Source organism: Parvularcula marina (assembly GCF_003399445.1).
Taxonomy (GTDB): domain Bacteria; phylum Pseudomonadota; class Alphaproteobacteria; order Caulobacterales; family Parvularculaceae; genus Parvularcula; species Parvularcula marina.
The window spans coordinates 1,095,732-1,118,470 of record NZ_QUQO01000001.1 but is presented as its reverse complement, the minus strand read 5'-3'; the positions used below and the strand labels follow the sequence as shown (position 1 = coordinate 1,118,470).

Genomic DNA, 22,739 nt, shown 5'->3' with positions numbered 1-22,739 from the left:
AGGGAATGGACGCACTCAGAACAGCCGCAACCGGTATGGCCGCTCAGCAGACGCGGGTTGATGTGATCGCGAACAACATCGCGAACATGTCGACCACGGCCTATGCGCCGCGCCAGGCTGTCTTTGCCGATCTCCTCTACCGTCAGGACGTCAATCCGGGCGCGATCTCCTCAACGACCGGCACGATCGTGCCGACGGGTGTTCAGCTTGGTCTCGGCGTGAAAACCTCAGCGATCACGATGCAGTTCGGGCAGGGGACGATCATTCCGACCGGGAATGACCTTGATGTCGCCATCGAAGGGAACGGCTTTTTCGAGGTTACGCTGCCCAATGGTGAGCCAGCCTTTACGCGTGACGGCAAGTTTGAAGTTGATCCCAATGGCCAGATGGTGACCCCGCTCGGATTTCCGCTGGCGGATGGTATCACGGTGCCGGCAGACGCCCGCTCGGTTTCAATCAGCGCGGATGGCGAAGTCTTTGCCTATTTCGATGATGTTGTCGGTGGTCAGTCGATAGGCAATCTGACGCTCACTTCTTTTGTGAATCCCAAAGGCCTTGAGGCGCTGGGGGACAACCTGTTCCGTGAAACGACCGCCTCGGGGAACCCGCAACAGGGCCAGCCCGGACAGGATGGCCTTGGCCTTCTCAATCAGGGCTATCTTGAAGATTCTGGCGTCGATGTCGTCGCCGAGATCGCTGACCTGATCGAAGCGCAGCGCGGCTATGAGCTTAATTCGAAAGTTCTATCGGCTGCGGATGAAATGTACTCTGCTGCAACGAGGATAAGATGATTTCGCTTCTCGCCGCTCTGTTTCTTACAGGTGATGTCACCGCCCAGACCAGATTGCCGGCGGGGACCGTTATTGAGCCCATACATGTTTCCGGTGCAGCTTCGGACACGGATCCTTTTATCGGTCGGCAGATGACAAGGACGGTCTTTGAGGGCCGTGTCCTTTCTTATGCTGACACGAAGGAAGCAGATCTCGTTGATCGCAACGGGATCGTTCGCATCATCGCAAAAAAAGGTCCCCTGACGATCGAGACCAAAGGGCGCGCGCTGGGGACTGGCGCGGCAGGGGATGAGATCCTTGTGATGAATCTGGAGAGCCGCCGTACCGTGACGGCCATCATCACTGGTCCAGGAACAGTGCAGGTGACCTTATGATCCGTCTTCTGCTCATCGCATCTATCGGCGCCGTACTTTCGGCCTGTGCCTCGAATACGATTCAGGAGATCCCGGTTCAGGAGCCGATCCAGCCGAACGCTCAGTTCACCCCTGTTGAAATGGCGCGTCCGCAAACGGCGTCACTCTGGAACCAGGAGCCGCAATCTCTGTTCGGCAATCGCCGGGCGCGGAATGTCGGGGATATCCTGACCGTCATCGTCTCTGTGGATGAAATCGCCGAGATGCAGAACTCGCTCGAGCGGACACGGACGAGTAATGAGAATTTCAACGCCAATGCGCTGTTCGGGGTGCCTGAATGGGCAGCGAACACACTGCCGGGCGGCTCAAGCTTAACGCCCGGCGTTGATCTTTCACGTTCAGCCGATCTCTCCGGCGATGGCTCTGTGCGGCGGCAGGAACGCATCACATTGCAGCTTGCCGCAGAGGTGATTGAGCAGCGCCCGAACGGACATCTCGTTATTCTTGGCACCCAGCGCATCAGGGTGAACCATGAAATAAGGGATTTACGACTTCATGGTATCGTCCGTCCTGAAGACATAACCCGGGACAACACGATCACCCACGAGAAGATTGCAGCAGCGGACATCGTCTATACCGGCCGGGGCCAGGTAACGGCGACGACAAAACCCCGCTGGGGCAGCCAGCTTCTCGATATTCTGGTACCATTCTGATGCTGAACAAGATCCTTCCTATCGTCATTACCCTTGTTGCCGTTGGCGGCGCAGGCTTTGCGGCCATGACCCTAAAGGGCGGTCCGGCCGCTGTGCCGGCTGCAGAGCATGGAGAAGGCGGCGGCGGCCATGGGGGCGGTGGTGACCATGGGGGCGGACACGGCGGTGGCGGCCATGGCAGCGTCAAGCAAGTCCATGGCGAAGCGGATACAGACGGTGTCGGCTATTTCAACTTCCGCCGGAACTTCATCGTGCCTGTTGTCGGCACGGACCGAGTGCAGGCGCTCGTTCTTCTCAATGTCAGCGTTGAGATGGATGAGGTGAATATCGACTCCGCGCAGCAGCGGGAGCCGAATATCCGCGATGCGTTCATGAAATCGCTTCTCGCCATGTCCCATGAGGGGCTGTTCAATCAGGATATCACCAACCCTGATGTCTATAGCGAGATCCAGCAGCGTCTGTTGGCGACTGCCAAGGTCAGCATTGACCAGAGCGTCAGGTCGATCCTGCTCGTCGACTTTGCGCGGCAGGATCAGTAACCGGACTTTCCTTTAGAGGACTGTGTAGTTGGAAGCGAGGACACCGTCCCCAAGACCAACGACCTGTCCTTCATTCGTGGTGACGATCCGGTCAACTTCGCCAATTGCGCCAGCGGTCACGCTGCCTGAAGGTGTTTCGATCTCGAAGGTGTAGAAGTCGAGGCCGACGGCATCGCCATCGGCATTCCGGCCATTCCAAGTCCATTCATTCCCGACTGGCCCGCGATAGACTTCATCGCCAGCACTGTTGCGCACGACAAGAGCGCCTTCCTCAACGCCGGGCGCGGCAATCGTGAGATTGTCAAACGGGCCTTCAGCTGTAATCGATGGGGCAAGGATCGTCTTGCCAAGAAGCTCACCGCCCTGACCAAGCTGGGCCTGAAGGAGCGAAGCGATCGATTCAAGATGCGCGTTGGTTGCGATCTGTTGTTCGAGGGCGGAGAATGTCGCGAGCTGCTCAACGAATTGGGTGGAGTCGAGCGGCTCCAGCGGATCCTGGTTCGTCACCTGCGTCGTCAGGAGGCGAATGAAGCTGTCAAAGTCAGAGGACAGAGCGGCAGAGGCTGCGGTGCTGCTGGTCGCCGGTGTTCCGGCTGCTGCGGCGGCGGTGGCATCAGTTGTCTGCATGATGACTGTCCCTAAAATCTCGCATCAATGTGAGTATCGGAAATGATATTTCTTCGTTCGGCCGGTTCGAACCCATATTCAATGGGCATGGTTTCCGCGAGGACAAGGTCTTGATCCCAGATGGCAAGCTCGTCCTGTTCCGCCGATGTCTGGGCGTCAGCAAAATCGATATTCACGCCGTCAAATCCGGCGGCGGAAAGTTCGCGCTGAAGACTGTCGAGCGAGCGACGGAGAAGCGCGGCTGTGTCCGTGTTGTCAGCGGTCAGAACAGCCGTGACGAGACGGTGATTGTCAAAGGACAGCTCGATCCCGACGCGGCCGAGATCAGGCGGATCAAGGCGCAACATCACGCGGTTGTCGCTCGTCTGTAAGCGGATGGCGTCAGCGACCTGCTGGAAAGCTTCGGGCCGGGCAGGATTGGCCGGGCTCGCCTGAACACGGCTGACAAAGGTGAGGGCGTTATTTCCCAAAGGAGACCGTGCATCCCCGATCAGAGGAGTGGTGACATCTGTGCCCGTCAGCCCTTGTGTCGCGAGAGAGAATAATCCGCGTGCGCCAGCGCCCGCTTCACCAAAGCGGCTGACGAGGCTGTGCCAGCCTGAGGTGACGGCTTTGACGGCTGTCGGCAGCTCCGTCTTCGCGGCGGCTTCCGCCTTGGGAGTGGCGGTCAGAAGGTCGGCGAGGAGCTTTTTACTATCCGCTGTATCGGATTGCGGTTTCAGACCTGTCTCCGCCGTCAGAACAATCGCGCCTTCGGGAATGTCAGCCTTGGGGGCCGACAGGACGGGCAGAGGCGTTGACTGTTCTTTGAGGGCGGCATTGGCTTGAGCGAGAGTAACTGGCGGCGGCGTGGCCGTTGCGACCTGAAGCGGCGTGCTGGCGCCTTTGCCGGCAAGGCCAGTCAACGCGCCAAGGCGTGTTGCAGCGGCCCGATCGAGCGGCGCAAAGAATTTATCTGACGGCAGATCGTTCGTATTCAGAAGAGCTGTGTCTTCGCCTGTCGTCAGGAGGAGGGCGGCGTCAGGCGCCACATCTGCCGCATCCGTACTGCCCGCAACCTTTTCAACAGCAAGCTTGGGGTCGGTCAGCGTCGGCGTTGCGGTCAGTCTTTCCGTCAGCTCCTTGGACAGGACGGGTTTCAGGCCGATGCCCAGAAGGGCGGCTTTTTCCTTCACATCGGCGCTGTCGATATCGATGAGGCCAGCGAATGTCTCTCCGTCACCGGAGGGCTTGCCTGAAAAGCCTGTGGGAGCCGCTTTAGCGGTAGATGACGTCAGGGCCAGAAGCGTGTCAGCGATCATAGGATGAAGCCGTCTCTATATATCCGAATCACCACAATGGACCGAGTTGGTTTACTAATGATTTACGGATCGGGCCGAAGAAGAAGTTAATGATTCCTTCTATCCCCAGTTCGGCGGCTGCCCAGACACAGGCCGCGTCCTCATCTGAACCCGTCGTCGACGAGGCGCGGGAAGCGCAATTGCGCGCATCCGCACAGGAATTCGAGGGCGTCTTCATCCGACAGATGCTGCAATATGCAGGGCTCGCTGAAGCTTTTGGGGCAGAAGGGCAGACTGCTGACGCCTTCTCAACCTTTCTGCTCGATCATCTGGCTGAAAAGATTACCGAACAGGGCGGATTTGGCCTCGCTGAGTCCTTCTATAATCGTTTGGCCACGGCTGATTTTGAGGCCGAGGATACCCTTGGGAGACGTGTATGAGTCCCGCGCAGCAATTGCTTCAGGCTTTACAGGACGAGGAAACTGTCCTGCTCGAACGACGTTTTGACGCGCTGGTCGAAATCCAGCGGCGTAAGGACGAGCTGCTTTCCGCCATGGAACAGGTGGATGATCTCGCAACACTTGAGCATATCCGGGCGCAGGCCGGCCGTAATGAACGGCTGATGTCTGCCGCACTGACCGCGATCCGGGGACTGAAAACCCGCTTTGCCAACATGGGCCAGGGGCAAGGGACGGTCGGTTACGCCCGCGACGGCAGCATGATGGGCGTCGAAAACGAGAATCCCAATCGCCGGGTCTGACGTTAAGTCCCTGTTAGAAGTTCACAGCTATTACAGGTGTCGAGGCAACGCGGATGAAGTTGCGTCGGGGCGCTCCCCGATTTCGTCAGGATGACGACTCTGATTTTGGAAACTGAATTGGAGAAAACATGTCCAGCATTAACTTTAACTCGTCCGCACAGGTTGCACTTGAAACCCTCCGGGGCATCAACACCAACCTGAACACCATCAACGACCAGATCTCGACCGGTAAGAAAGTTCAGAACGCTCGTCAGAACGCCGCTATCTACTCGATTTCGACGACGATTGGCGCCGACGTTTCTGCTTTCGGTAAGGTCCAGGAATCGCTTTCTCTTGCTGCGTCCACGCTTGGCGTTGCACGGAGCGGTGCTGAATCCATCGTTGGTCTGCTGAAAGATGCGCAAGGCCTGATCGTCGACGCGCAAGGCAAGAGCGCCAGCGACCTCGCCACCATCCAGACCGACATCGACAACATCAAGACCCAGATCCAGGACATCGTCGAAGCTGCATCGTTCAACGGTGTGAACCTCGTCGACAACTCTGTGACGTCGGTCAGCTTCCTCTCGTCGCTGAACCGCACCGGTTCTGGCGTTACGACGGACAGCATTTCGGTTCTCGCTCAAGACCTCAGCCAGACAACTGCGACTGCTGGTGCCGTCGCTGTTGCCATCGCTGACTTTAAAGGCGCCTTCACGGCGACCGGCGGCGTGACCAACAACACCAACGACGTTGACTCGGACGCAGCTGCTGCTGACGGCGAAACGGAAACGGTGACTTTTGCTGGTGACATCATCGCAACCGGCGAAACCTTCGAGCTCGACTTCTCGATCCTCGGCGCCAACGACACGGTTGTTCAATATGTTGCTCGTGAAGGCGACACCTCGAACGAAGTCGTTCTCGGCCTGCAGGCTGCTCTTCAGGATGCGCTGGCTGACCTTGAAGCTGCGAACCCGACTTTCGACGCTGACGATATCGGCATCTCTGTTCAGACATCTTCGCGTCCGTCTGAGAACAATGTCAGCATCGCAGTCACTAACAACACTGGTTCTGCCTTCAGCGGCATCACGGTTTATACCGAAACCACTGGCGGTACCGCTGGCGGTCTGCTGTCTGAGCTTTCCGGCCTCGACGTGACCAGCGACGCTGCTGGCGCTCTTGACGACATCGACGACATCCTCGGCGCCGCCGTTGATGCTGCCGCTGCTTTCGGTTCGGCTCAGAAGCGTATCGACACCCAGTCGAGCTTCATCTCTTCGCTGATCGACAACCTGAATTCAGGTATCTCGGCTCTGACCGACGCTGACCTGACTTCTGCTTCTGCGAAACTGAGCCAGTTGCAGGTTCAGCAGCAGCTCGGCCTTCAGGCGCTGTCGATTGCGAACCAGTCGCCGCAGTCGATCCTTGCTCTGTTCCGTTAATCCACACTGGAAGGGCGGCTTCGGCCGCCCTTCTGATTCTTAAATCGGGGCCGGAAAATAAATGTCAGCATTCGCACAAGCTGGATACTCACAGACAAAAAAGATCACCGCGACGCCGCGGCAGATCGAAGCTCAGATTTTCTCGCAGATTGCCGCCGAACTGGAGCTGGCAGCCGGCGAGGACGGCAAGGCCAAAGACGTCAAAGCCATGGCCAATGCCCTTCACAGAAATTCGCAGCTCTGGTCAGCACTGATGACCGACCTTGCTTCCGAAGGGAACGAGCTGCCCGACGATCTTAAAGCCAATCTCATCAGCCTCGGCGGTTTTTCGCTTCGCCACGGCGCCCGCGTTCTGGCGGGAGAAGCGCAGGTGACGGATCTTGTCGATCTGAACCGGACGATCGCTTCAGGTTTGCGTAGCGCTGCGGCCGAAGCAGCGTAAGGAGCGGGGATGGCTGGTGGTCTCACACTCTCACTGAAACCGCGCGAGAAATTTCTCGTGGGCGGTTGCCTTGTGGAGAATGGGCCGAAGAAATCCTCGATCAAGATCATCGACGAAAGCGTCCGTGTGCTGCGGCTCTCGGATGCGCTCCACCCGGATGAAGTCAAGACGCCCGTGACGCGGGCCTATCACCTTGCCCAGATGATTCTCGCTTGCGCTGTTGAGGAAACCGACGCGCGGCAGGATCTGCTCAATCGTCTCAATGAATTGCAGATGGTGTTCGAAGAAACGCCGGCCTGCGATCTGATTGCGCGGGCAACAGAGGCGGCGGGTCTTCGCCGCTATCATGCGGTGCTCGGATCGTTAAAGACGGTGATTGGCCTTGAGGCGCACCTTCTTGAGAAGATCCTCCTTGAGCAACAGGCACTTACCCGCAACCTCGCAGACTGCGAGTTGCCCCGGACGGCGGTTGCCCGTTAACCTTTTGTTAACGAACTGGTCATTAACCTTCCTAAATAGTTAACGCGATTTGGGGCTCGGCCATGATTGGCTCGAATAATGGTATTCTCGACCTTGCGAAGGCGATGGCCGAACACGCCGCTTTCCGGCAGGCGACGGTCACGGAGAATCTCGCCCAGGCAAACACGCCCGGCTATCGCGCGAAAGAAGTCGCTGAATTCTCTGAGATATTCGATGGCGGAGATGTTCTGACGACGCGCGTCGATCAGGATGCTGCGATCAAGCCCAATGGCAATTCCGTCTCGCTTGAGGCGCAGATCGTCGAGCTGGCCGAGGCGCGCGGGCAACATGACATGGCGCTCGGGCTCTGGGAGCGGGTGCTCTCCATGTACACCGAAGCTTTGGGGCGGAGGTAATCCATGGTTGATCCGCTCAATGCTGCCCTGAAATCTGCCAGTAACGGCATGGAAGTCCAGAGCCTCCGGCTGCGGACCGTCAACGAGAACATCTCGAACGTCGACACACCCGGCTATCACCGCAAATTGCTGACTTTCGGGATCGGCAGCGGCGATACGTCGGTCGAGGTCAAGCGGCTGACGCTTGACCCTGCGGAGGGGAAATCGGTTCTCGATCCCGGCCATCCCCTCGCAGATGAATCAGGCTACGTGACCCTGAGTAATGTGGATCTGATGGTCGAGATGGCCGATGCGCGCGAGGCAAAGCGCACATTCGACTCAAATCTTGAAGCCTTCCGTCAGGCCCGTGACATGTATGCAGGACTTATCGGCCTGCTCAGGAGATAGTCATGGCTGGAGAACTTTCTTCACTCGGCGCATCGGTCGGTTACGGCCAGGCGAACCGGGTTGCGCAAGGCACAGCATCTGCGCCCGGCGCGGAAGCCGCCGGAAAAGGCCCGAAAGCTGCCGCTGAAGAATTCGCCAAGGTTTTTGACAAGGCAGACGTCGCCGTTGAAGCACTGGCGCGCGGGGAGGGCAGTGCCCAGGCCGTGGTTGAGGCAATGGCTGAGGCAGAACTTGCCCTCAAGGCTGCTGTCACCGTGCGCGACAAGGTGGTCGAGGCCTATCAGGATATCCTGAGAATGCCGGTTTAAGAGGGTCGTCCGATGACAGATGGACAGGTTCTCGATCTCGCCCGTGATGCGGTTTTCACTGCGGCCCTGATGTCTGCGCCGCTGCTGATCGCGGCGCTGATCACCGGCCTTATAGTGGGGCTCTTGCAGGCACTTACCTCCGTACAGGAATTGACCCTGACCTTTGTGCCCAAGGTCGGCGTCATGTTGCTCGTCTTCTCGCTCAGTGCGGCTTTCATGATGAACCTCGCCCTCCGGCTTTTTGATGACCGCATATTGCCCCTGATCGGATAGCGCCATGGCGGAAGCGGCAGGCGCAGCAAAAGGGTTCAATCTTCTCGACACGCTTCGGCAGCCGACCGTCGTTCTGACGGTTGGCCTCATGATCATCCTGATCATGATGATCCTGCCGGTGCCGCCGATCGTGCTTGATATTGGCCTCACGGCCTCTTTCGGGCTGGCGATTCTCGTCTTCACGGTGACGCTGTTCATCCAGAAGCCGCTTGATTTCTCATCCTTCCCCAGCGTGCTGCTGATGGCGCTGCTGCTCCGGCTGTCTCTCAACATTTCTTCGACCAAGCTGATCATCGGGGAGGGGCATACAGGCACGGCCGCGGCCGGCGGTGTCATTGAAGGGTTCGCCATGTTCATCATGGGCGGGAACCTCTTTATGGGGCTCATCATCTTCTGTGTGCTCATCATCGTGAACTTTCTCGTGATCACGAAGGGCGCAGGGCGGATGGCCGAAGTCGGTGCGCGCTTTGCCCTCGACGCCATGCCCGGCAAGCAGTTGGCGATCGACGCCGATGTCGCCGCAGGCGCAATCAGCCACGAAGAGGCGCGGCGCCTGCGCGAGCTGCAACAGGAGGAAGCCGCCTTCCTTGGTTCGCTCGATGGTGTGTCGAAATTCGTGAAGGGCGACGCGGTGGCGGGCCTTCTCATCACCATGCTGAACCTTGTGGCGGGCATCGGCATCGGCCTTGGGGTCCATCATATCTCGCTTGCCGAGGCGGTGCAGAATTACTCCGTGCTCACCGTCGGGGACGGCCTAGTCAGCCAGATCCCGGCGGTCATCATCTCCGTTGCCGCCGGTTTCCTGCTCTCCAAAGGGCAGGGCAAGGGTAGCGTCGATGCCGCCATGGTCAAGCAGATGATGGGCAGCTCGCTGGCGCTTGGCACGGTTGCGGCCCTGCTTGCGGTCTTTGCGCTTTTCCCCGGCCTGCCTTTCCTGCCGTTCACTGCTGGCGCGGGGCTCCTCGGCTACGCGGCATGGCTTGCCTATGGACGCGAGCAGAAAGAGGCTGAGAAGAAAGAAGACGCGCAGCCTGAAATCGTTGAGACCAAAAAGGCATCAACCCTCGGTGATGTGCTTGATCTGGATGAGATCCATGTCGAGCTTGATCGCTCACTCTCAACCATGCTGACCGGCGCGCCTGAGAGTTTCGATGCAAGGATCGATAAGCTCAGAAAATTCGTGGTCCAACGATATGGCTTTGTCATGCCGCCCGTCCGCGTCACTGATTCGACCATCGGGCAGGGGCGCTACCGGATTAGCGTGCAGGGCGCGACGGTGGCGGAAGACAGGCTCGAACTCGACCAGCTTCTCGCCCTCGTCAAACCCGAGGAGCACACGGACATTCAGGGTATCCCGACGACCGAGCCGGTCTATGGCGCGGAGGCCCGCTGGGTCAGCCGCATGGATGCCGACCGGCTGGCAGAACGTGGCGCGACCATCATCGAGCCCGCCGAAGTCTTGGCAACGCATCTTCTCGAGACCGTGCAGAACGGCTTTGAGCGGTTGATGTCCCGCCGGGCACTTCGTGAGGCACTCAACTGTTTTGCTGATGTCTCGGATGAGCAGCGCGCTGAAGCCAACCGCAAGCTGATTGACGAATTTGTGCCTGACAAGGTCAGCCATGAAACCCTGCAATGGGTCATGCGCGGGCTGCTGGCAGAAAAGGTCAGCGTCCGAAATATCCCACTCATCCTTGAATCAATCGTCGAGCATCAGGCGCATTGCAGCTCCATCGACGATCTTGTGGAAGCCGTGCGGCGTTCGCTCGCCTTCCAGTTCCTTGAGGGGTACAGGGCCGGGGATGGCACGCTGCCGCTGGTCCAGCTCTCGCCGAAATGGGATGCGCTTCTGAAAGAACGCCTGACCCCGCAAGGCGAGGGAAATCTGCCGAGCAATCTGACGGCGGATGAATTCAAGAAGCTGGGCGATGAGATCCAGGAAGCGCTCAACAAGGCCGCGCTGGCAGGCCAGTATGCCGCTGTGGCGGTATCGTCTGCCCGTCGCCGGTTTGTGCGCGATGTGTTGCGTAGCCGCGGCATCAACAATCCCGTGATTGCCTTTGAGGAGATCGTGCCGGGCACGCGGCCCAGTATGCTGGCGGTCGCCTGATGGACTGGTTCGCTGAACTGGCTATACCGCCGGAGATGTCGACGGTGGCCACCGCCGGCATTGCGTTGATCGCACGGCTGGCCGCGATGATTTCCTTCATTCCCGGCATCGGTGAGCTGGGTGTGCCCATGCGGGTGCGACTGGCGATTATCCTTGCGCTGACGGCGGCGCTGTTCCCGCTCGTCGTGCCGGGACATCTTGAAGCCGTCAGCCAGATGGGGCTTGTGCCCCTCATGCTGTTCGAGGTCGTGATCGGCTTTGCGCTCGGGTTCTCATTCCGGGTGTTGATCTATACGCTGACCATTGCCGGGACGATCGTGGCGCAGAATATCTCGCTGTCCCAGATCTTCAGCCCGACATTGGCGGCAGAGCCGAACACTTCCGTTTCCATGCTGCTGATCATGGCGGGCAGTGCGCTTTTTGTGACCATGGACTGGCACACAGCGAGCGTCGGGCTCCTCTACCGGAGCTATGAGCTCTTTCCCTTAGGCGAAGTACCAGCGTCCGATGCGCTGGCGCGCTGGGCAATAGAGCGAACGTCAGGAGCCTTCGCGCTCGCCGTCGGTCTTGCGCTGCCGTTCCTTCTGATCAACTTTCTCTATAATCTCGTCCTTGGCCTGATCAACCAGGCCATGCCGCAGATGATGGTCACCTTTATCGGTGTGCCGGGTAACGTACTGGCCGGGCTCGTCATTCTTGGGCTTGCGATTGCCACCATGCTGACCGTCTGGGCCGATAGCGTCATGGAAGCCTTCGGAGGATTCTGGTAGGCGATGGCAGAGGGAAATGACAGCGGTGAGAAGTCATTAGATCCGACACCGGAGCGGATAAAACGCGCCCGGCAAGAAGGTAATGTTCCATCCTCCCCTGAACTGCAGACGCTTGCGCGCTTCACGGGAATCCTTGTCGGTACGCTGGGGTTTGCAGGTGCGCTCGCCATTCCGTTCGCAAACAGCCTTTTGCCCTATTGGGACCGTCCAGTCGCAGCGGCCAGCTGGCTGTTGAACGGCGCTAATATACTCGAAGCATTCGGCCCGACCGTGATGTTCTTTCTGGGCTTTTTGTTCCTTGCCCCGGTCCTCGTCATCGCCGTTCTCGTTGCCCAGCAATCGATCACCTTCTCAGGCAAAAAGCTTGCGCCCAAGCTCTCCAAGATCAACCCGCTGAAAAATGCGAAGAACAAGTTCGGGCCGAACGGCCTCGTCGAGTTCACCAAGGGCATGGTCAAGATGATCGTCGTCCTAGTGACAGCGGTCTTGCTGACAATTGGCATGTTCCCTGAGCTGATGTCGTCGGTGGGTTCGCCCCCGGCGCTGGCGTTCTCTGAGATGCGCAAGATCGCGGTCGTCATGCTCGGCATGGCCGTGATCCTCGCAGCTGCGGCTTCCGCTATCGAGGTGCCGTTCAAATGGTCCCAACACAGATCAAAGCTGAAAATGAGTTTTCAGGAGGTCAAGGACGAGGCCAAGGAGAATGAAGGTGACGCCGAGCAAAAGCATAAGCGCCGAGAGATGGGCCGCAGCATCGCGCATAACCGGCAGATGCTGGACGTGCCGACCGCCGATGTCGTTGTCGTCAACCCTAGCCATTATGCCGTCGCGCTCAAATGGAACCGGGGCGGGGGAGAGGTGCCGCGATGCGTCGCCAAGGGCGTCGATCACCTGGCCTTCCAAATCAGGTCGCGCGCGGAGTCGGCAAATGTGCCGATCTATCGCGACGTGCCGACCGCCCGGTCACTTTACGCAACTGTCGAGGTCGGTGAAGAAATCCAGCGCGAGCACTATGAAGCGGTGGCTGCGGCCATCCGCTTTGCTGACAAGCTCAAAAAGCCGAAGAAAGACAATTAGAGCTCCGGTTTTGACGGAACCGCCAAGGCGACAGATAATGCGGGGCTGACATACTGGTTATGCGTATTTTAGTGCTATGAGACGTTCATGACGATTGCCCCTGCCGAAATTGAAAGCCGCAGCCTGCATGTGATCGAGGTCGCAACAGAGCTGTTCTGGCGCAATGGCTATGACGGGGTGTCGATTGGCGATCTGGTCGAAGCGACCGGCATGAACCGCTATGCGCTCTACCAGACCTTTGGCGGCAAGAAGGAAATCTTCCTCGCCTGTCTCGATCACTACTCCACTGAGGCCTATCAGCAGATCCAACTGTTCCTTGAGGAACCCGGCATCGATCCTTTCGATGCGGCTCGCAGGGCCCTGATTGCGAAAATGCTGGACCCCGAGATGTTCCCGGCCGGTTGCCTGATCTGCACGACGGCTGTGGATGTTGCGGCCAAGGACCAGGATATCGCCGCGAAGATGGAAGAATGCTCTGATGCTATCGGCGCACTCTTCGCCAAGGGGTTTGCCAAAGCGCAGGCCGAAGGCCGTGCCTCGACCAGTATTTCGCCTCAGGCTTTTGCGGAGATGTCGACCGCAATTTACTTCTCGACCGGCGTTCAGGCACGCATGGGGCGCAGCCGGGAATCCCTTCTGTTGGCAATCAATCAGATCGTCGATAGCCTGAAAATGAAACCGTCCACTTGACGTCAGAACGATCGTTCTGATATTTGGTCTCAGTCAGCGAGGAGACCCCCAATGGCGCTCAGACCCCGGACCGCGGTTGACCAGTTTGCGGTCCGCCTTTCGTCATTCGTGCTCGCCTGGCGCTTCTTCGTCATTCCACTGACGATCGCAGCTGCTCTCTTTATCGGCTATCAGGCCCAGCATATGACCGAGGGCAATAATTACCGGGTCTTCTTCTCGAAAGAGAATCCGGAGCTGACGGCCTTTGAAACGTTCCAGGACACCTACACCAAGAACGACAATATCTTCTTCCTTGTACGATCAAGGGAAGGCGGGGATGTCTTCAATGAAGAGGTGATGCTCGCCGTCTCAGAATTGACGGCCAGTGGCTGGCAGATCCCTTATTCAATCCGTGTCGACAGCCTGACCAATTTCCAGCATTCCTATGCCGAAGAAGACGATCTGATCGTCGAGGATCTGATCCCGGATCCATCGAACCTGAGCCCGGAAGAGTTCGTCGAGAAAAAGCGCATCGCGCTTGCCGAACCACTGCTCAATGGCCAGTTGATTGCGCCCAATGCCGATGCAACGGCCGTCAATGTCGTCATTCAGTATCCTGAAAACGACGCGAATGAGATTTTCGAAGTCGCAGAAGCCGCGCGAGCATTGCGCGATCAGGTGACTGAGAACCATCCCGGGGTCGAGGTGCGGCTGACCGGTGTGGCCATGCTCAATGTCTCCTTCACCGAAAGCGGGCAGTCCGATTTCTCAACTCTCGTGCCGATCATGTTCGGCGTCGTCATGCTGCTGACCATGCTGGCGATCCGGTCGATCTCCGCGACCATAGCCGTGATGATGGTCGTCATTCTGTCCGCTGCCGTTGCTGTCGGGACGGGCGGCATTATGCGCGTCGCGATCACGCCGCTGGCCTTGTCCTCCGTCATTGTCGTGCTGACGCTGGCGGTGGCGGATTGCGTGCATATCCTTCTGACCATGCGGACGAAGATGCGCAGCGGCATGGCCAAGCGTGAGGCGTTGATCGATGCCATGCGGATCAATTTCCTTGCCGTGGGGATCACCTCACTGACCACAATTGTCGGTTTCATGGCGCTCAATTTCTCCGATGCACCGCCCTTCCGGCATCTAGGGAACATGTCCGCGGCAGGCATTGGCGCGGCGTGGTTCCTCGCGGTTACCCTCCTGCCGGCGCTGATCTCGCTTGTGCCATTCAAACCGAAAGAGGCAGAAGAGGGGGCATCGGGCGCCCATTTCATCGAAGGGGTCGGCGATCTGATCGTCAGGCGCAAAGGTCTTGCCGCGCTCTTCTCGATTATTCTGGCTGGCACCTTGATCGCCCAGATCCCGCGGATCGAGTTCAACGATCAGTGGACGAAATATTTCGACGAGCGCATCCCGTTCCGCACGGCCAGTGACGCAGCCGCCGAATATTTCGGCCTCTACCCGATCGAGTTCTCGGTTGAGGCAGGCGAGCCGGGCGGGATCTCTGACCCTGAATATCTTGCGCGGCTAGAGGATTTCACTGTCTGGCTGCGCCAGCAGGAGGTCGTGACCCACGTCTATTCAATCTCCGACATCATGAAGCGGCTCAACCGTAATCTGCATGAGGATGATCCGGCCTATTATCGCCTGCCGGACGACCGGGAGCTGGCTGCGCAATACCTTCTTCTTTATGAGCTGTCGCTGCCTTACGGGCTCGATCTCAATGACAGGATCAATGTCGACAAATCGGCAAGCCGGGTGACGGCCACCGTCGGCAATCTCAATGCCGGGGACAGTGTCTCAACGGCAGCAACCAAGCAGTTCCTTGCCGATGCCGAAGCCTATATCGCCGAGCATTTCCCTGAAGATTTACGCCCCGTGCCGACCTCGACGCAGGTGATGTTCACCTTCATCACCGACCGGAATATCGAGCAGATGATCCGAGGGACGATCATTGCCGTCATCCTGATCTCCATCATCATGATGATCTCGCTACGCAGCTTCCGGCTCGGCTTGCTTAGTCTTGTGCCCAATGCACTCCCGATCCTGACGGCATTCGGCGCATGGGCACTGATTGTCGGGCAGGTTGGCTTCTCCATCGCCGTGATTGCAGCGATAAGCCTTGGGATCGTGGTTGATGACACGGTGCATCTGATGACCAAATATCTCCGGGCACGTAGGGAAGAGGGCCTCTCGCCAGAGAATGCGGTCCGCTATGCCTTCCGCACGGTGGGGCTCGCCATCTTCCTCAACACGGTGATCCTGTCGCTCGGCTTTACGCTCCTGATGTTCTCCACCTTCAAGGTGGTGGCGGATATGGGCCTTCTGACCGCGATGTCGATTGTCTTCGCCCTTATCCTCGACTTCCTCTTCCTGCCGGCGCTCCTCATCTGGACCGACCGTGACCCCAAACCGACATATGAAGGAAACCATGGCAATGCGTCTTACTTCTCTATCTCGAACATCTCGTAGCCTGCTTGTCGCAACGGCTCTCATGGCCGTCACTGCGCCTGCCGCAATCGCGCAAGAAGACGGCGCCTCGATGTCGCGCGAGAAGAGCGATGAGAAGGGCTATGAGGTCGCGGCTCGTTCGGATCGTTCCGATAACGGATTTGGCAGCTCGGAAGTCACCGCGACCATGGTCCTGCGCAATGCGGCGGGGCAGGAAACCTCTCGTGAGCTGAGCTTCAAGACGCTGGAGCGCGAGAACGAAAGCGTCGGGGATAAATCCCTCGTGATCTTCGAGACGCCGCGCGATGTGGCGGGGACAGCTCTTCTCAGCCATGCAAAAATTCTGGAGCCGGACGATCAATGGCTCTTCCTGCCAGCCCTCAACCGGGTCAAGCGGATCAGCTCGGCGAACAAGTCGGGGCCGTTTGTGGGTTCAGAATTTGCCTTTGAGGATTTCACTTCGACGGAGCTTAATAAGTACTCGTACAAATATGTGGGCGAGGGTGAGCTTGACGGCATGACCGTCGATATTGTCGAGCGCTATCCGCTTTACGAGAATTCAGGCTACACCCGGCAAGTCTCCTATGTTGATCAGGAAGTCTATCAGGTCCGGAAGCTCGAATTTTACGACCGCAAGGACTCGCTCCTCAAGACACTGATGTTTTCGGATTACACCGAATATGACGGTGTCTGGCGGGCAAAGAAGCTCTCCATGGTCAATCACCAGACCAATAAGGAGACCGACCTTGTCTATGGCGATTTCGATTTTTCGGTTGAGCTGACCGATGGCGATTTCGTCAAAGGTGTGCTGAACCGGATCCGCTGACCGAAACGGGGAGGGCCAGCCCATGCGCGCGATCATCCTGACGGCCCTTGGCGGGCTTCTTGCCAGCCCGGCGGCGGCGCAGGACTGGGAGTTTAATGCCGATATCGGGGCGGAGGCGCGGATTTTCGTTGAGGATCCAGCCTATCCCGAACAGCTTGAAACCTGGCAGCCTTCGCTGATCCTCAATGCCGAAGCCGTGCATGAATCCGCTGACGGGCGGCACCAGATCGTGCTCGCGCCCTTTGCCCGCATCGATGGCGAGGATGATGATCGCACGCATGTGGATCTGCGCGAAGCCTATTACCGCTATGCGGGGGATGAGTTCGATCTGCTGATCGGCGCGACCAAGATTTTCTGGGGCGTGACCGAAAGCCGCCACCTTGTCGATGTTATCAACCAGACCGACGGCGTTGAAGATATCGATGAAGAGGACAAGCTTGGCCAACCCATGGTCAAACTCAGCCTGCTGAAAGACTGGGGTCAGCTTGATCTCTTTCTTCTGCCTTATTTCCGCGAGCGGACCTTTCCGGGGGAGGAGGGCCGCCTGCGGTTCGGTGTGCCTGTCGATCCTGACCGCGCGCTTTATGAGGATGATGATGAGGAATGGCACACCGATGTGGCGGCGCGCTATTCGAATTTCTTCGGTGACTGGGATGTCGGGGTCAGCCTCTTTCACGGCACCTCGCGCGAGCCGGGCTTTGTGCCGGGCGTCGACAAGGATCTGGGCACGATCTTCCGGCCCAATTATGAGCAGATCACACAAGCCGGGATCGATGCACAGTATACGAAAGATGCGTGGCTGTGGAAATTCGAAGGCATTGTCCGTGAGGGGCAGGGCGATACCTTCGCGGCCGCCGTGGGCGGGGTCGAATATACATTCTTTGGCGTGACCGAAAGCGGCGCCGATCTCGGCGTCCTCGTCGAATATCTCTATGACGGCCGGGATGAGGGCACTGCGCCCCCATCAGCCTTTGAGCATGATGTCTTTTACGGCGCGCGCTATGCGCTTAACGATATTCAGGACACGAGCATTCTTGCCGGGGGGATTTCCGATGTCGAGGATGGCTCAACCTCGGGGCTCGTCGAGGCGTCGCGCCGCTTCGGCCAGAACTGGACTGGCGAGGTCGAGGCCCGCTTTTTCGTCAATGTGGCGGATGACAATCTGCTGGCCGCCTTCGAGCGGGACAGCCATGTCACCCTCAGGCTGACGCGCTATTTCTGAGCGCAGCTTTCTGGCTGTGTTTAGCGGTTCATCATGATTTCTTCAGTTTTAGTCAGCTGAGCGCGCCAGTGAATTCATGATCTCGATACGTCGCTCCTGTGTTGAGATGTCGATCAATATCAGGCGCTCGATTTTTCTTACTGGATGCTCGAGTGAATTGGTGGCGAACCAGAGGACATCTTCTAACGGTTCGTTGTCGTGCCAAGTCGTCATTACCAAATGCTCGTCAGGTATTTCATCATAATCAAATGCTTCAAGATTAGCGTGATCCACACTATCGTCCCATGCGGAGCTTTCTGTTCCCCATGCCATCATGTAAAGACAGCCTGATTGGACTAACCATCTCGATACAGAACGACGCCATTCTGCCGAAATATCAGCTTTGATGACGACGACCGCGGCAAAAGGTTGTTGGCAGTTCAGCTCTGGGGGTGTTCCCCCTGGTGGCAGGTGAAAATATTCTAGTTGGTCCATATCGGTCGTCGATAGCACCTCTGCGGCCAAGTTCTAACCACGATTGAGCGAGTGGAATGGGCTTAAGCTCTCTTGACCGCACTCACGGTAGCGGTAAGGCCTTGTGTTGATTATCTCTCTACCGGAACCAGCCCATGCGCCTCAGCCGCTTTCACCTGCCGCTCCTCAAAGAAACCCCGGGCGACGCCCAGATCGCCTCGCACCGCCTGATGCTGCGCGGCGGCATGATCCGCCAACAGGCGGCGGGGATTTATGCCTGGCTGCCGCTTGGCCACCGGATTCTCAAAAAGATCGAGCAGATCGTGCGCGAGGAACAGAACCGCGCGGGCGCCGTCGAGATGCTGATGCCGACAATCCAGCCGGCAACGCTGTGGCATGAATCAGGCCGCTATGACGCCTATGGACCGGAGATGCTGCGCATCACCGACCGGCATGACCGCGAGATGCTCTATGGCCCGACCAATGAGGAGATGATCACGGCGATCATCCGCTCAGGGATCAAATCCTACAAGGCACTGCCGCAGATGCTCTACCACATCCAGTGGAAGTTCCGCGACGAGGTGCGGCCGCGCTTCGGCGTCATGCGGGGCCGTGAGTTCCTGATGAAGGACACTTACAGCTTTGATGTCGATGCGGCCGGCGCGCGCAAAAGCTATCTGAAGATGTTCGCCGCCTACCTGCGCACCTTCGGGCGGATGGGCCTGAAAGCCATTCCGATGCGCGCCGATACCGGCCCCATCGGCGGCGATCTCAGCCATGAGTTCATTGTCCTTGCCGAGACGGGCGAGTCAGAAGTCTTCGTCCACAAGGATCTGATGGACATGTCCCTGCCGCCCGCCGACCTTGATTTCGACGGCGACCTTGAGCCCCTGTTCGAGCAGTGGACGTCGAAATATGCGGCCACGGATGAAATGCATACACCTGAGGAGTTCGAGGCGATCCCTGAAGGTGAGCGGATGAATGCCCGCGGTATCGAGGTTGGGCACATCTTCTATTTCGGCACGAAATATTCCGAGCCCATGAATGCCTATGTCGAGGGACCGGACGGCAAGAGCTTCATCGAGATGGGCTCTTACGGGGTAGGCGTCTCCCGCCTGATGGGCGCGTTGATCGAGGCCTATCACGACGAAGAGGGCTGCAAATGGCCGATGGCCGTCGCGCCGTTCCATGTTGGGCTCGTGAACATCAAAGCAGGTGATGCAGATTGTGATGCGGCCTCCGAGCGCCTCTATGCCGCGCTCGAAGCGCAAGGCGTCGAGGTGCTTTACGATGAGACCGGCGACCGGGCGGGCGAGAAATTCGCGCGCATGGATCTGATCGGGCTGCCCTATATTCTGACCATCGGCCCGCGCGGTCTGAAAGACGGTCAGGTCGAGGTCAAATCTCGCGCGACCGGCGAGAAAGAAAACATCCCCCTCGATAGCGTCGCTGACGTGATCGCGGCCCGCGTGAAGGACGCTCTCGCTATCTCTTGATCGCGGTCTGCCCTTGCGGCCCGAAATTGGCATCTGCTCAGACCCGTGTCATAGGGCGGGGCAGGGGCCAATCTTGTCTGGGCCCAAAAGGGGAGAGTGTTCATGCGGTTAATGGTGACAGGCGGGGCGGGGTTTATCGGATCGGCCGTGATCCGGCAGGCGATTGCCGACGGCCATACTGTCCTGAATGTGGACAAGCTCACCTATGCCGCGAACCTTGAGAACCTGACGCCCATCGCAGATAGCCCGAATTATGAATTCGTTGAGGCCGATATCTGCGACGGCAAGAACATGGCCGAGCTGGTCATGGGCTTCCGCCCCGACACGATCATGCATCTGGCCGCCGAGAGCCATGTTGACCGCTCGATCGACGGGCCTGCGGCGTTTATCGAGACCAATATCATCGGCACATTCCGCCTACTCGAAGCAGCGCGGGATTATAAGGAAGCAGGCGCCCCGGAGGGTTTCCGCTTCCATCATATCTCGACGGATGAAGTCTTCGGCAGCCTCGGCGCGACGGGCGAGTTCACCGAAGAGTCAAACTATCGTCCGAACTCCCCCTATTCGGCATCAAAAGCCTCGTCCGACATGCTGGTCCGGGCTTGGGGGGAGACGTTCGGTCTGCCAGTCGTCATCTCCAACTGCTCGAATAATTACGGGCCCTATCAGTTCCCAGAGAAACTGATCCCGGTCGTGATCGATGCCGCGCGCGGTCAAAAGCCGATCCCGGTTTACGGCAAGGGCGAGAATGTCCGTGACTGGCTTTATGTCGGGGATCATGCTGCGGCGCTTCTGCTGGTCGCAAGTGAAGGCGTGCCCGGCGAGACCTATAATGTCGGCGGCCGGGCAGAGATGACCAATATCGATCTTGTCCGTACGATCTGCAGACTGATGGATGAACGCTTTCCGGCAAATGCACCGCATGAGAAACTGATCACCTTCGTAACCGACCGGCCGGGGCACGATCTGCGCTATGCGGTCGATTGCTCAAAAATCGAGCGCGAGCTTGGCTGGACGCCGGCCAAAACCCTCGAAGAGGGCATGGCCGAGACGGTCGACTGGTATCTAGGGAATGATGACTGGGCCGAAGGGATCCGCCAGCGCGGCTTTGACGGCGCGCGGCTTGGACTTGGCGGTAAGGGGTAGGCGATGCGTATCCTGATTACCGGCGGCACGGGCCAAGTCGGCACGCATCTTCGTGAAGAAGCGACAAAGTGCGGCTGGGACGCTGTAGCGCCTGGCCGCGACGAACTTGACTTGATGAACCTTCAGGATCCCAAGGCATTAGACCTTGCTGGCATCGATGGGGTGATCAATGCGGCGGCTTTCACAGGGGTCGATGCTGCAGAGAGCGAGGAGGCTGCCGCAAGACAGCTGAATGCCGTCGCCCCGGGCATTCTGGCGGAAGCCTGCGCACGCGCCGGGGTGCCGCTGGTTCATTACTCAACCGATTACGTTTTCGATGGGTCTTCAAAAGATCCCTACACGGAGGAGAGCCAAACGAGCCCACTCGGCGTCTATGGGGCAACCAAGCTCGACGGTGAAAAGGCGGTTGCATCCGCAGGCGGCACGCACGCAATTCTCCGGCTCTCCTGGGTTTTCTCCGCACAAGGCAGGAACTTCGTCAAAACCATGCTGCGGCTCGCCGCAGCTCATGGCGGGGTGCGGGTGGTTGATGACCAGTATGGCCGGCCAACTCCGGCGTGGTCAGCGGCAATCGCTGGCCTTCAGGTTTTCGAGGCGCTGCTGGTCGAGCCCGAGAAAGCCGGGATCTATCATTTCAGCGGCGACAAGACGGTCACCTGGGCGGAATTTGCCAAGGAGATCTTCGAGGCGGCCGGGCTCAAGATTCCCGTCACCCCAATCCCGACCTCTGATTTTCCGACACCGGCGAGCCGGCCCGCCTTTTCCGTCATGGATTGCGCGAAGATTCACGAGGTATTCGGCATTCCCATGGCAGACTGGCGCAAGGAATTGCAGCTGGTCATCAAAGAATTGGGGCCGGTGGAGGAGTGGACGTCATGAAGGGCATCGTTCTCGCAGGCGGGTCGGGCACGCGGCTTCACCCGATCACGCGCGGCACATCAAAACAGCTCCTGCCGATCTTCGACAAACCGATGGTCTATTATCCCATCAGTGTGCTGATGCTGGCCGGCATCCGCGAAATCCTTGTTATCACGACGCCGCATGAGCAGGAAGGCTTCCAGCGCCTGCTGGGCGACGGCTCGGAGCTGGGGATCAGCTTTACCTATGCCGTCCAGCCATCGCCGGACGGTCTCGCGCAGGCTTTCCTGATCGGTGAAGCGTTCATCGATCGGGGCAAATGTGCACTCGTTCTCGGGGACAACATTTTCTATGGCCATGGCCTGCAGGAAATGGTCGAGGATGCCGCCGCGCTTGAGACGGGAGCGGAGATTTTCGGCTATCAGGTGTCGGACCCTGAGCGCTATGGCGTGATCGAGTTCGACAAGTCGGGCAATGTCATCTCCATCGAAGAGAAACCGTCGAAACCCAAATCCCGTTTCGCGGCCACCGGCCTTTATTTCTATGACGAGACCGTGGTCGAGCGAGCAAAGGCTATCAAACCCTCCGCTCGCGGAGAGCTTGAGATTACGACCCTCAATGAGATGTATATGCATGACGGGAATTTGCGCGCGAACATGATGGGGCGGGGCTATGCTTGGCTTGATACGGGCACGCATCGCAGCCTGCTCGAAGCAGGGACGTTCGTGCAGACGATCGAAGAACGTCAGGGCCTGAAAGTCGCCTGTCTCGAAGAAATCGCCTTCCGCAAAGGCTATATCGACCGAGCGCAACTCAAAGCCCTCGCCGAGCCGCTCTCTAAAACCGGCTACGGACAATATCTCCTGCGAATTGCTGAAGAATCGGGCGCGTAAGC

At 58.5% G+C, this 22,739-nt stretch carries 27 protein-coding genes; 24 read left to right on the top strand and 3 right to left on the bottom strand.

All coding sequences use genetic code 11. The annotated features are described in order from the left end of the window. Window positions 1-5: 5 nt before the first annotated feature. The 4 genes from flgG to DX908_RS05220 are packed head-to-tail and all read left to right on the top strand — an operon-like array spanning window position 6 to window position 2,396. The gene (flgG, locus tag DX908_RS05235) at window positions 6-791 is read left to right on the top strand and encodes a flagellar basal-body rod protein FlgG (protein ID WP_116391367.1); all 786 of its coding nucleotides are present in this window, start codon (window positions 6-8) and stop codon (window positions 789-791) included. After that, entirely contained in the window at window positions 788-1,165 is a 378-nt protein-coding gene (gene flgA / locus DX908_RS05230) for a flagellar basal body P-ring formation chaperone FlgA (protein WP_116391366.1), read from the top strand. The genes flgG and flgA overlap by 4 nt, the downstream gene beginning before the upstream one ends. Beyond that, window positions 1,162-1,857 (top strand): flagellar basal body L-ring protein FlgH, encoded by a 696-nt coding sequence (locus tag DX908_RS05225; protein WP_116391365.1) that lies wholly within the window; start codon window positions 1,162-1,164, stop codon window positions 1,855-1,857. Before flgA ends, DX908_RS05225 begins: the two co-directional genes overlap by 4 nt. Then, window positions 1,857-2,396 (top strand): hypothetical protein, encoded by a 540-nt coding sequence (locus DX908_RS05220; RefSeq protein WP_116391364.1) that lies wholly within the window; start codon window positions 1,857-1,859, stop codon window positions 2,394-2,396. Before DX908_RS05225 ends, DX908_RS05220 begins: the two co-directional genes overlap by 1 nt. Window positions 2,397-2,408: 12 nt before the next feature. Here the strand turns inward: DX908_RS05220 and DX908_RS05215 are convergent, their stop codons facing one another. Both DX908_RS05215 and DX908_RS05210 read right to left on the bottom strand, forming a co-directional pair. Continuing rightward, the gene (locus DX908_RS05215; protein WP_116391363.1) at window positions 2,409-3,023 is read right to left on the bottom strand and encodes a flagellar hook assembly protein FlgD; all 615 of its coding nucleotides are present in this window, start codon (window positions 3,021-3,023) and stop codon (window positions 2,409-2,411) included. Window positions 3,024-3,034: 11 nt separating this feature from the next. Beyond that, window positions 3,035-4,324, bottom strand: coding sequence for a flagellar hook-length control protein FliK (locus tag DX908_RS05210; protein ID WP_116391362.1), 1,290 nt, complete (start codon window positions 4,322-4,324; stop codon window positions 3,035-3,037). 89 nt (window positions 4,325-4,413) lie between these two features. Between DX908_RS05210 and DX908_RS05205 the strand changes: the two genes are divergently transcribed. The 16 genes from DX908_RS05205 (at window position 4,414) to DX908_RS05130 (ending at window position 17,891) form a co-directional block, all read left to right on the top strand. Further along, window positions 4,414-4,743 (top strand): hypothetical protein, encoded by a 330-nt coding sequence (locus DX908_RS05205; protein ID WP_116391361.1) that lies wholly within the window; start codon window positions 4,414-4,416, stop codon window positions 4,741-4,743. After that, entirely contained in the window at window positions 4,740-5,063 is a 324-nt protein-coding gene (locus DX908_RS05200) for a hypothetical protein (protein WP_116391360.1), read from the top strand. The genes DX908_RS05205 and DX908_RS05200 overlap by 4 nt, the downstream gene beginning before the upstream one ends. Window positions 5,064-5,191: 128 nt before the next feature. After that, window positions 5,192-6,481, top strand: a complete 1,290-nt coding sequence (locus DX908_RS05195; RefSeq protein WP_116391359.1) for a flagellin — start codon at window positions 5,192-5,194, stop codon at window positions 6,479-6,481. A 61-nt stretch (window positions 6,482-6,542) separates the two neighbouring features. Beyond that, window positions 6,543-6,923 carry a flagellar biosynthesis regulator FlaF gene (gene flaF / locus DX908_RS05190; RefSeq protein WP_116391358.1) on the top strand — a complete coding sequence of 127 codons (381 nt, stop codon included), beginning with the start codon at window positions 6,543-6,545 and terminating at the stop codon, window positions 6,921-6,923. 9 nt (window positions 6,924-6,932) lie between these two features. Then, entirely contained in the window at window positions 6,933-7,403 is a 471-nt protein-coding gene (locus tag DX908_RS05185) for a flagellar biosynthesis repressor FlbT (RefSeq protein WP_116391357.1), read from the top strand. A 62-nt stretch (window positions 7,404-7,465) separates the two neighbouring features. Further along, window positions 7,466-7,798: a hypothetical protein gene (locus tag DX908_RS05180; RefSeq protein WP_116391356.1), complete on the top strand. Its 333-nt coding sequence runs from the start codon at window positions 7,466-7,468 to the stop codon at window positions 7,796-7,798. Window positions 7,799-7,801: 3 nt separating this feature from the next. Then, the gene (locus tag DX908_RS05175) at window positions 7,802-8,185 is read left to right on the top strand and encodes a flagellar basal body rod C-terminal domain-containing protein (RefSeq protein ID WP_116391355.1); all 384 of its coding nucleotides are present in this window, start codon (window positions 7,802-7,804) and stop codon (window positions 8,183-8,185) included. A 2-nt stretch (window positions 8,186-8,187) separates the two neighbouring features. Continuing rightward, window positions 8,188-8,493 carry a flagellar hook-basal body complex protein FliE gene (fliE, locus tag DX908_RS05170; RefSeq protein WP_116391354.1) on the top strand — a complete coding sequence of 102 codons (306 nt, stop codon included), beginning with the start codon at window positions 8,188-8,190 and terminating at the stop codon, window positions 8,491-8,493. A gap of 12 nt (window positions 8,494-8,505) precedes the next feature. Next, window positions 8,506-8,766, top strand: a complete 261-nt coding sequence (locus DX908_RS05165; RefSeq protein WP_116391353.1) for a flagellar biosynthetic protein FliQ — start codon at window positions 8,506-8,508, stop codon at window positions 8,764-8,766. Window positions 8,767-8,770: 4 nt separating this feature from the next. Next, a complete protein-coding gene (locus tag DX908_RS05160) occupies window positions 8,771-10,876 on the top strand; it encodes a flagellar biosynthesis protein FlhA (RefSeq protein ID WP_116391352.1) in 2,106 nt (701 codons plus the stop codon). Then, window positions 10,876-11,646, top strand: a complete 771-nt coding sequence (locus DX908_RS05155; protein WP_116391351.1) for a flagellar biosynthetic protein FliR — start codon at window positions 10,876-10,878, stop codon at window positions 11,644-11,646. The genes DX908_RS05160 and DX908_RS05155 overlap by 1 nt, the downstream gene beginning before the upstream one ends. 3 nt (window positions 11,647-11,649) lie before the next feature. Continuing rightward, complete coding sequence (locus DX908_RS05150; RefSeq protein WP_116391350.1) at window positions 11,650-12,723, top strand: EscU/YscU/HrcU family type III secretion system export apparatus switch protein; 1,074 nt, start codon at window positions 11,650-11,652, stop codon at window positions 12,721-12,723. A gap of 87 nt (window positions 12,724-12,810) precedes the next feature. Beyond that, window positions 12,811-13,413 carry a TetR/AcrR family transcriptional regulator gene (locus DX908_RS05145; RefSeq protein WP_116391349.1) on the top strand — a complete coding sequence of 201 codons (603 nt, stop codon included), beginning with the start codon at window positions 12,811-12,813 and terminating at the stop codon, window positions 13,411-13,413. Window positions 13,414-13,464: 51 nt separating this feature from the next. Further along, window positions 13,465-15,864 (top strand): efflux RND transporter permease subunit, encoded by a 2,400-nt coding sequence (locus DX908_RS05140; protein ID WP_116391348.1) that lies wholly within the window; start codon window positions 13,465-13,467, stop codon window positions 15,862-15,864. Window positions 15,865-15,886: 22 nt separating this feature from the next. Further along, complete coding sequence (locus DX908_RS05135; protein ID WP_116391347.1) at window positions 15,887-16,669, top strand: outer membrane lipoprotein-sorting protein; 783 nt, start codon at window positions 15,887-15,889, stop codon at window positions 16,667-16,669. 22 nt (window positions 16,670-16,691) lie between these two features. Then, window positions 16,692-17,891, top strand: coding sequence for a hypothetical protein (locus DX908_RS05130; protein ID WP_116391346.1), 1,200 nt, complete (start codon window positions 16,692-16,694; stop codon window positions 17,889-17,891). Window positions 17,892-17,939: 48 nt separating this feature from the next. On the opposite strand, the gene DX908_RS05125 is transcribed toward DX908_RS05130, so the two are convergent. Continuing rightward, window positions 17,940-18,365, bottom strand: coding sequence for a DUF7684 family protein (locus tag DX908_RS05125; protein WP_199564592.1), 426 nt, complete (start codon window positions 18,363-18,365; stop codon window positions 17,940-17,942). Window positions 18,366-18,499: 134 nt separating this feature from the next. On the opposite strand from DX908_RS05125, the gene proS reads away from it, so the two are divergent. From proS to rfbA, 4 genes are all read left to right on the top strand, one after another. Beyond that, window positions 18,500-19,840, top strand: a complete 1,341-nt coding sequence (gene proS, locus DX908_RS05120; protein WP_116391345.1) for a proline--tRNA ligase — start codon at window positions 18,500-18,502, stop codon at window positions 19,838-19,840. 102 nt (window positions 19,841-19,942) lie between these two features. After that, window positions 19,943-20,986, top strand: a complete 1,044-nt coding sequence (gene rfbB / locus DX908_RS05115) for a dTDP-glucose 4,6-dehydratase (protein ID WP_116391344.1) — start codon at window positions 19,943-19,945, stop codon at window positions 20,984-20,986. A 3-nt stretch (window positions 20,987-20,989) separates the two neighbouring features. Then, window positions 20,990-21,865: a dTDP-4-dehydrorhamnose reductase gene (gene rfbD / locus DX908_RS05110; RefSeq protein ID WP_116391343.1), complete on the top strand. Its 876-nt coding sequence runs from the start codon at window positions 20,990-20,992 to the stop codon at window positions 21,863-21,865. Continuing rightward, window positions 21,862-22,737 carry a glucose-1-phosphate thymidylyltransferase RfbA gene (gene rfbA / locus DX908_RS05105; protein ID WP_116391342.1) on the top strand — a complete coding sequence of 292 codons (876 nt, stop codon included), beginning with the start codon at window positions 21,862-21,864 and terminating at the stop codon, window positions 22,735-22,737. Before rfbD ends, rfbA begins: the two co-directional genes overlap by 4 nt. The last annotated feature ends 2 nt before the right edge of the window (window positions 22,738-22,739 follow it).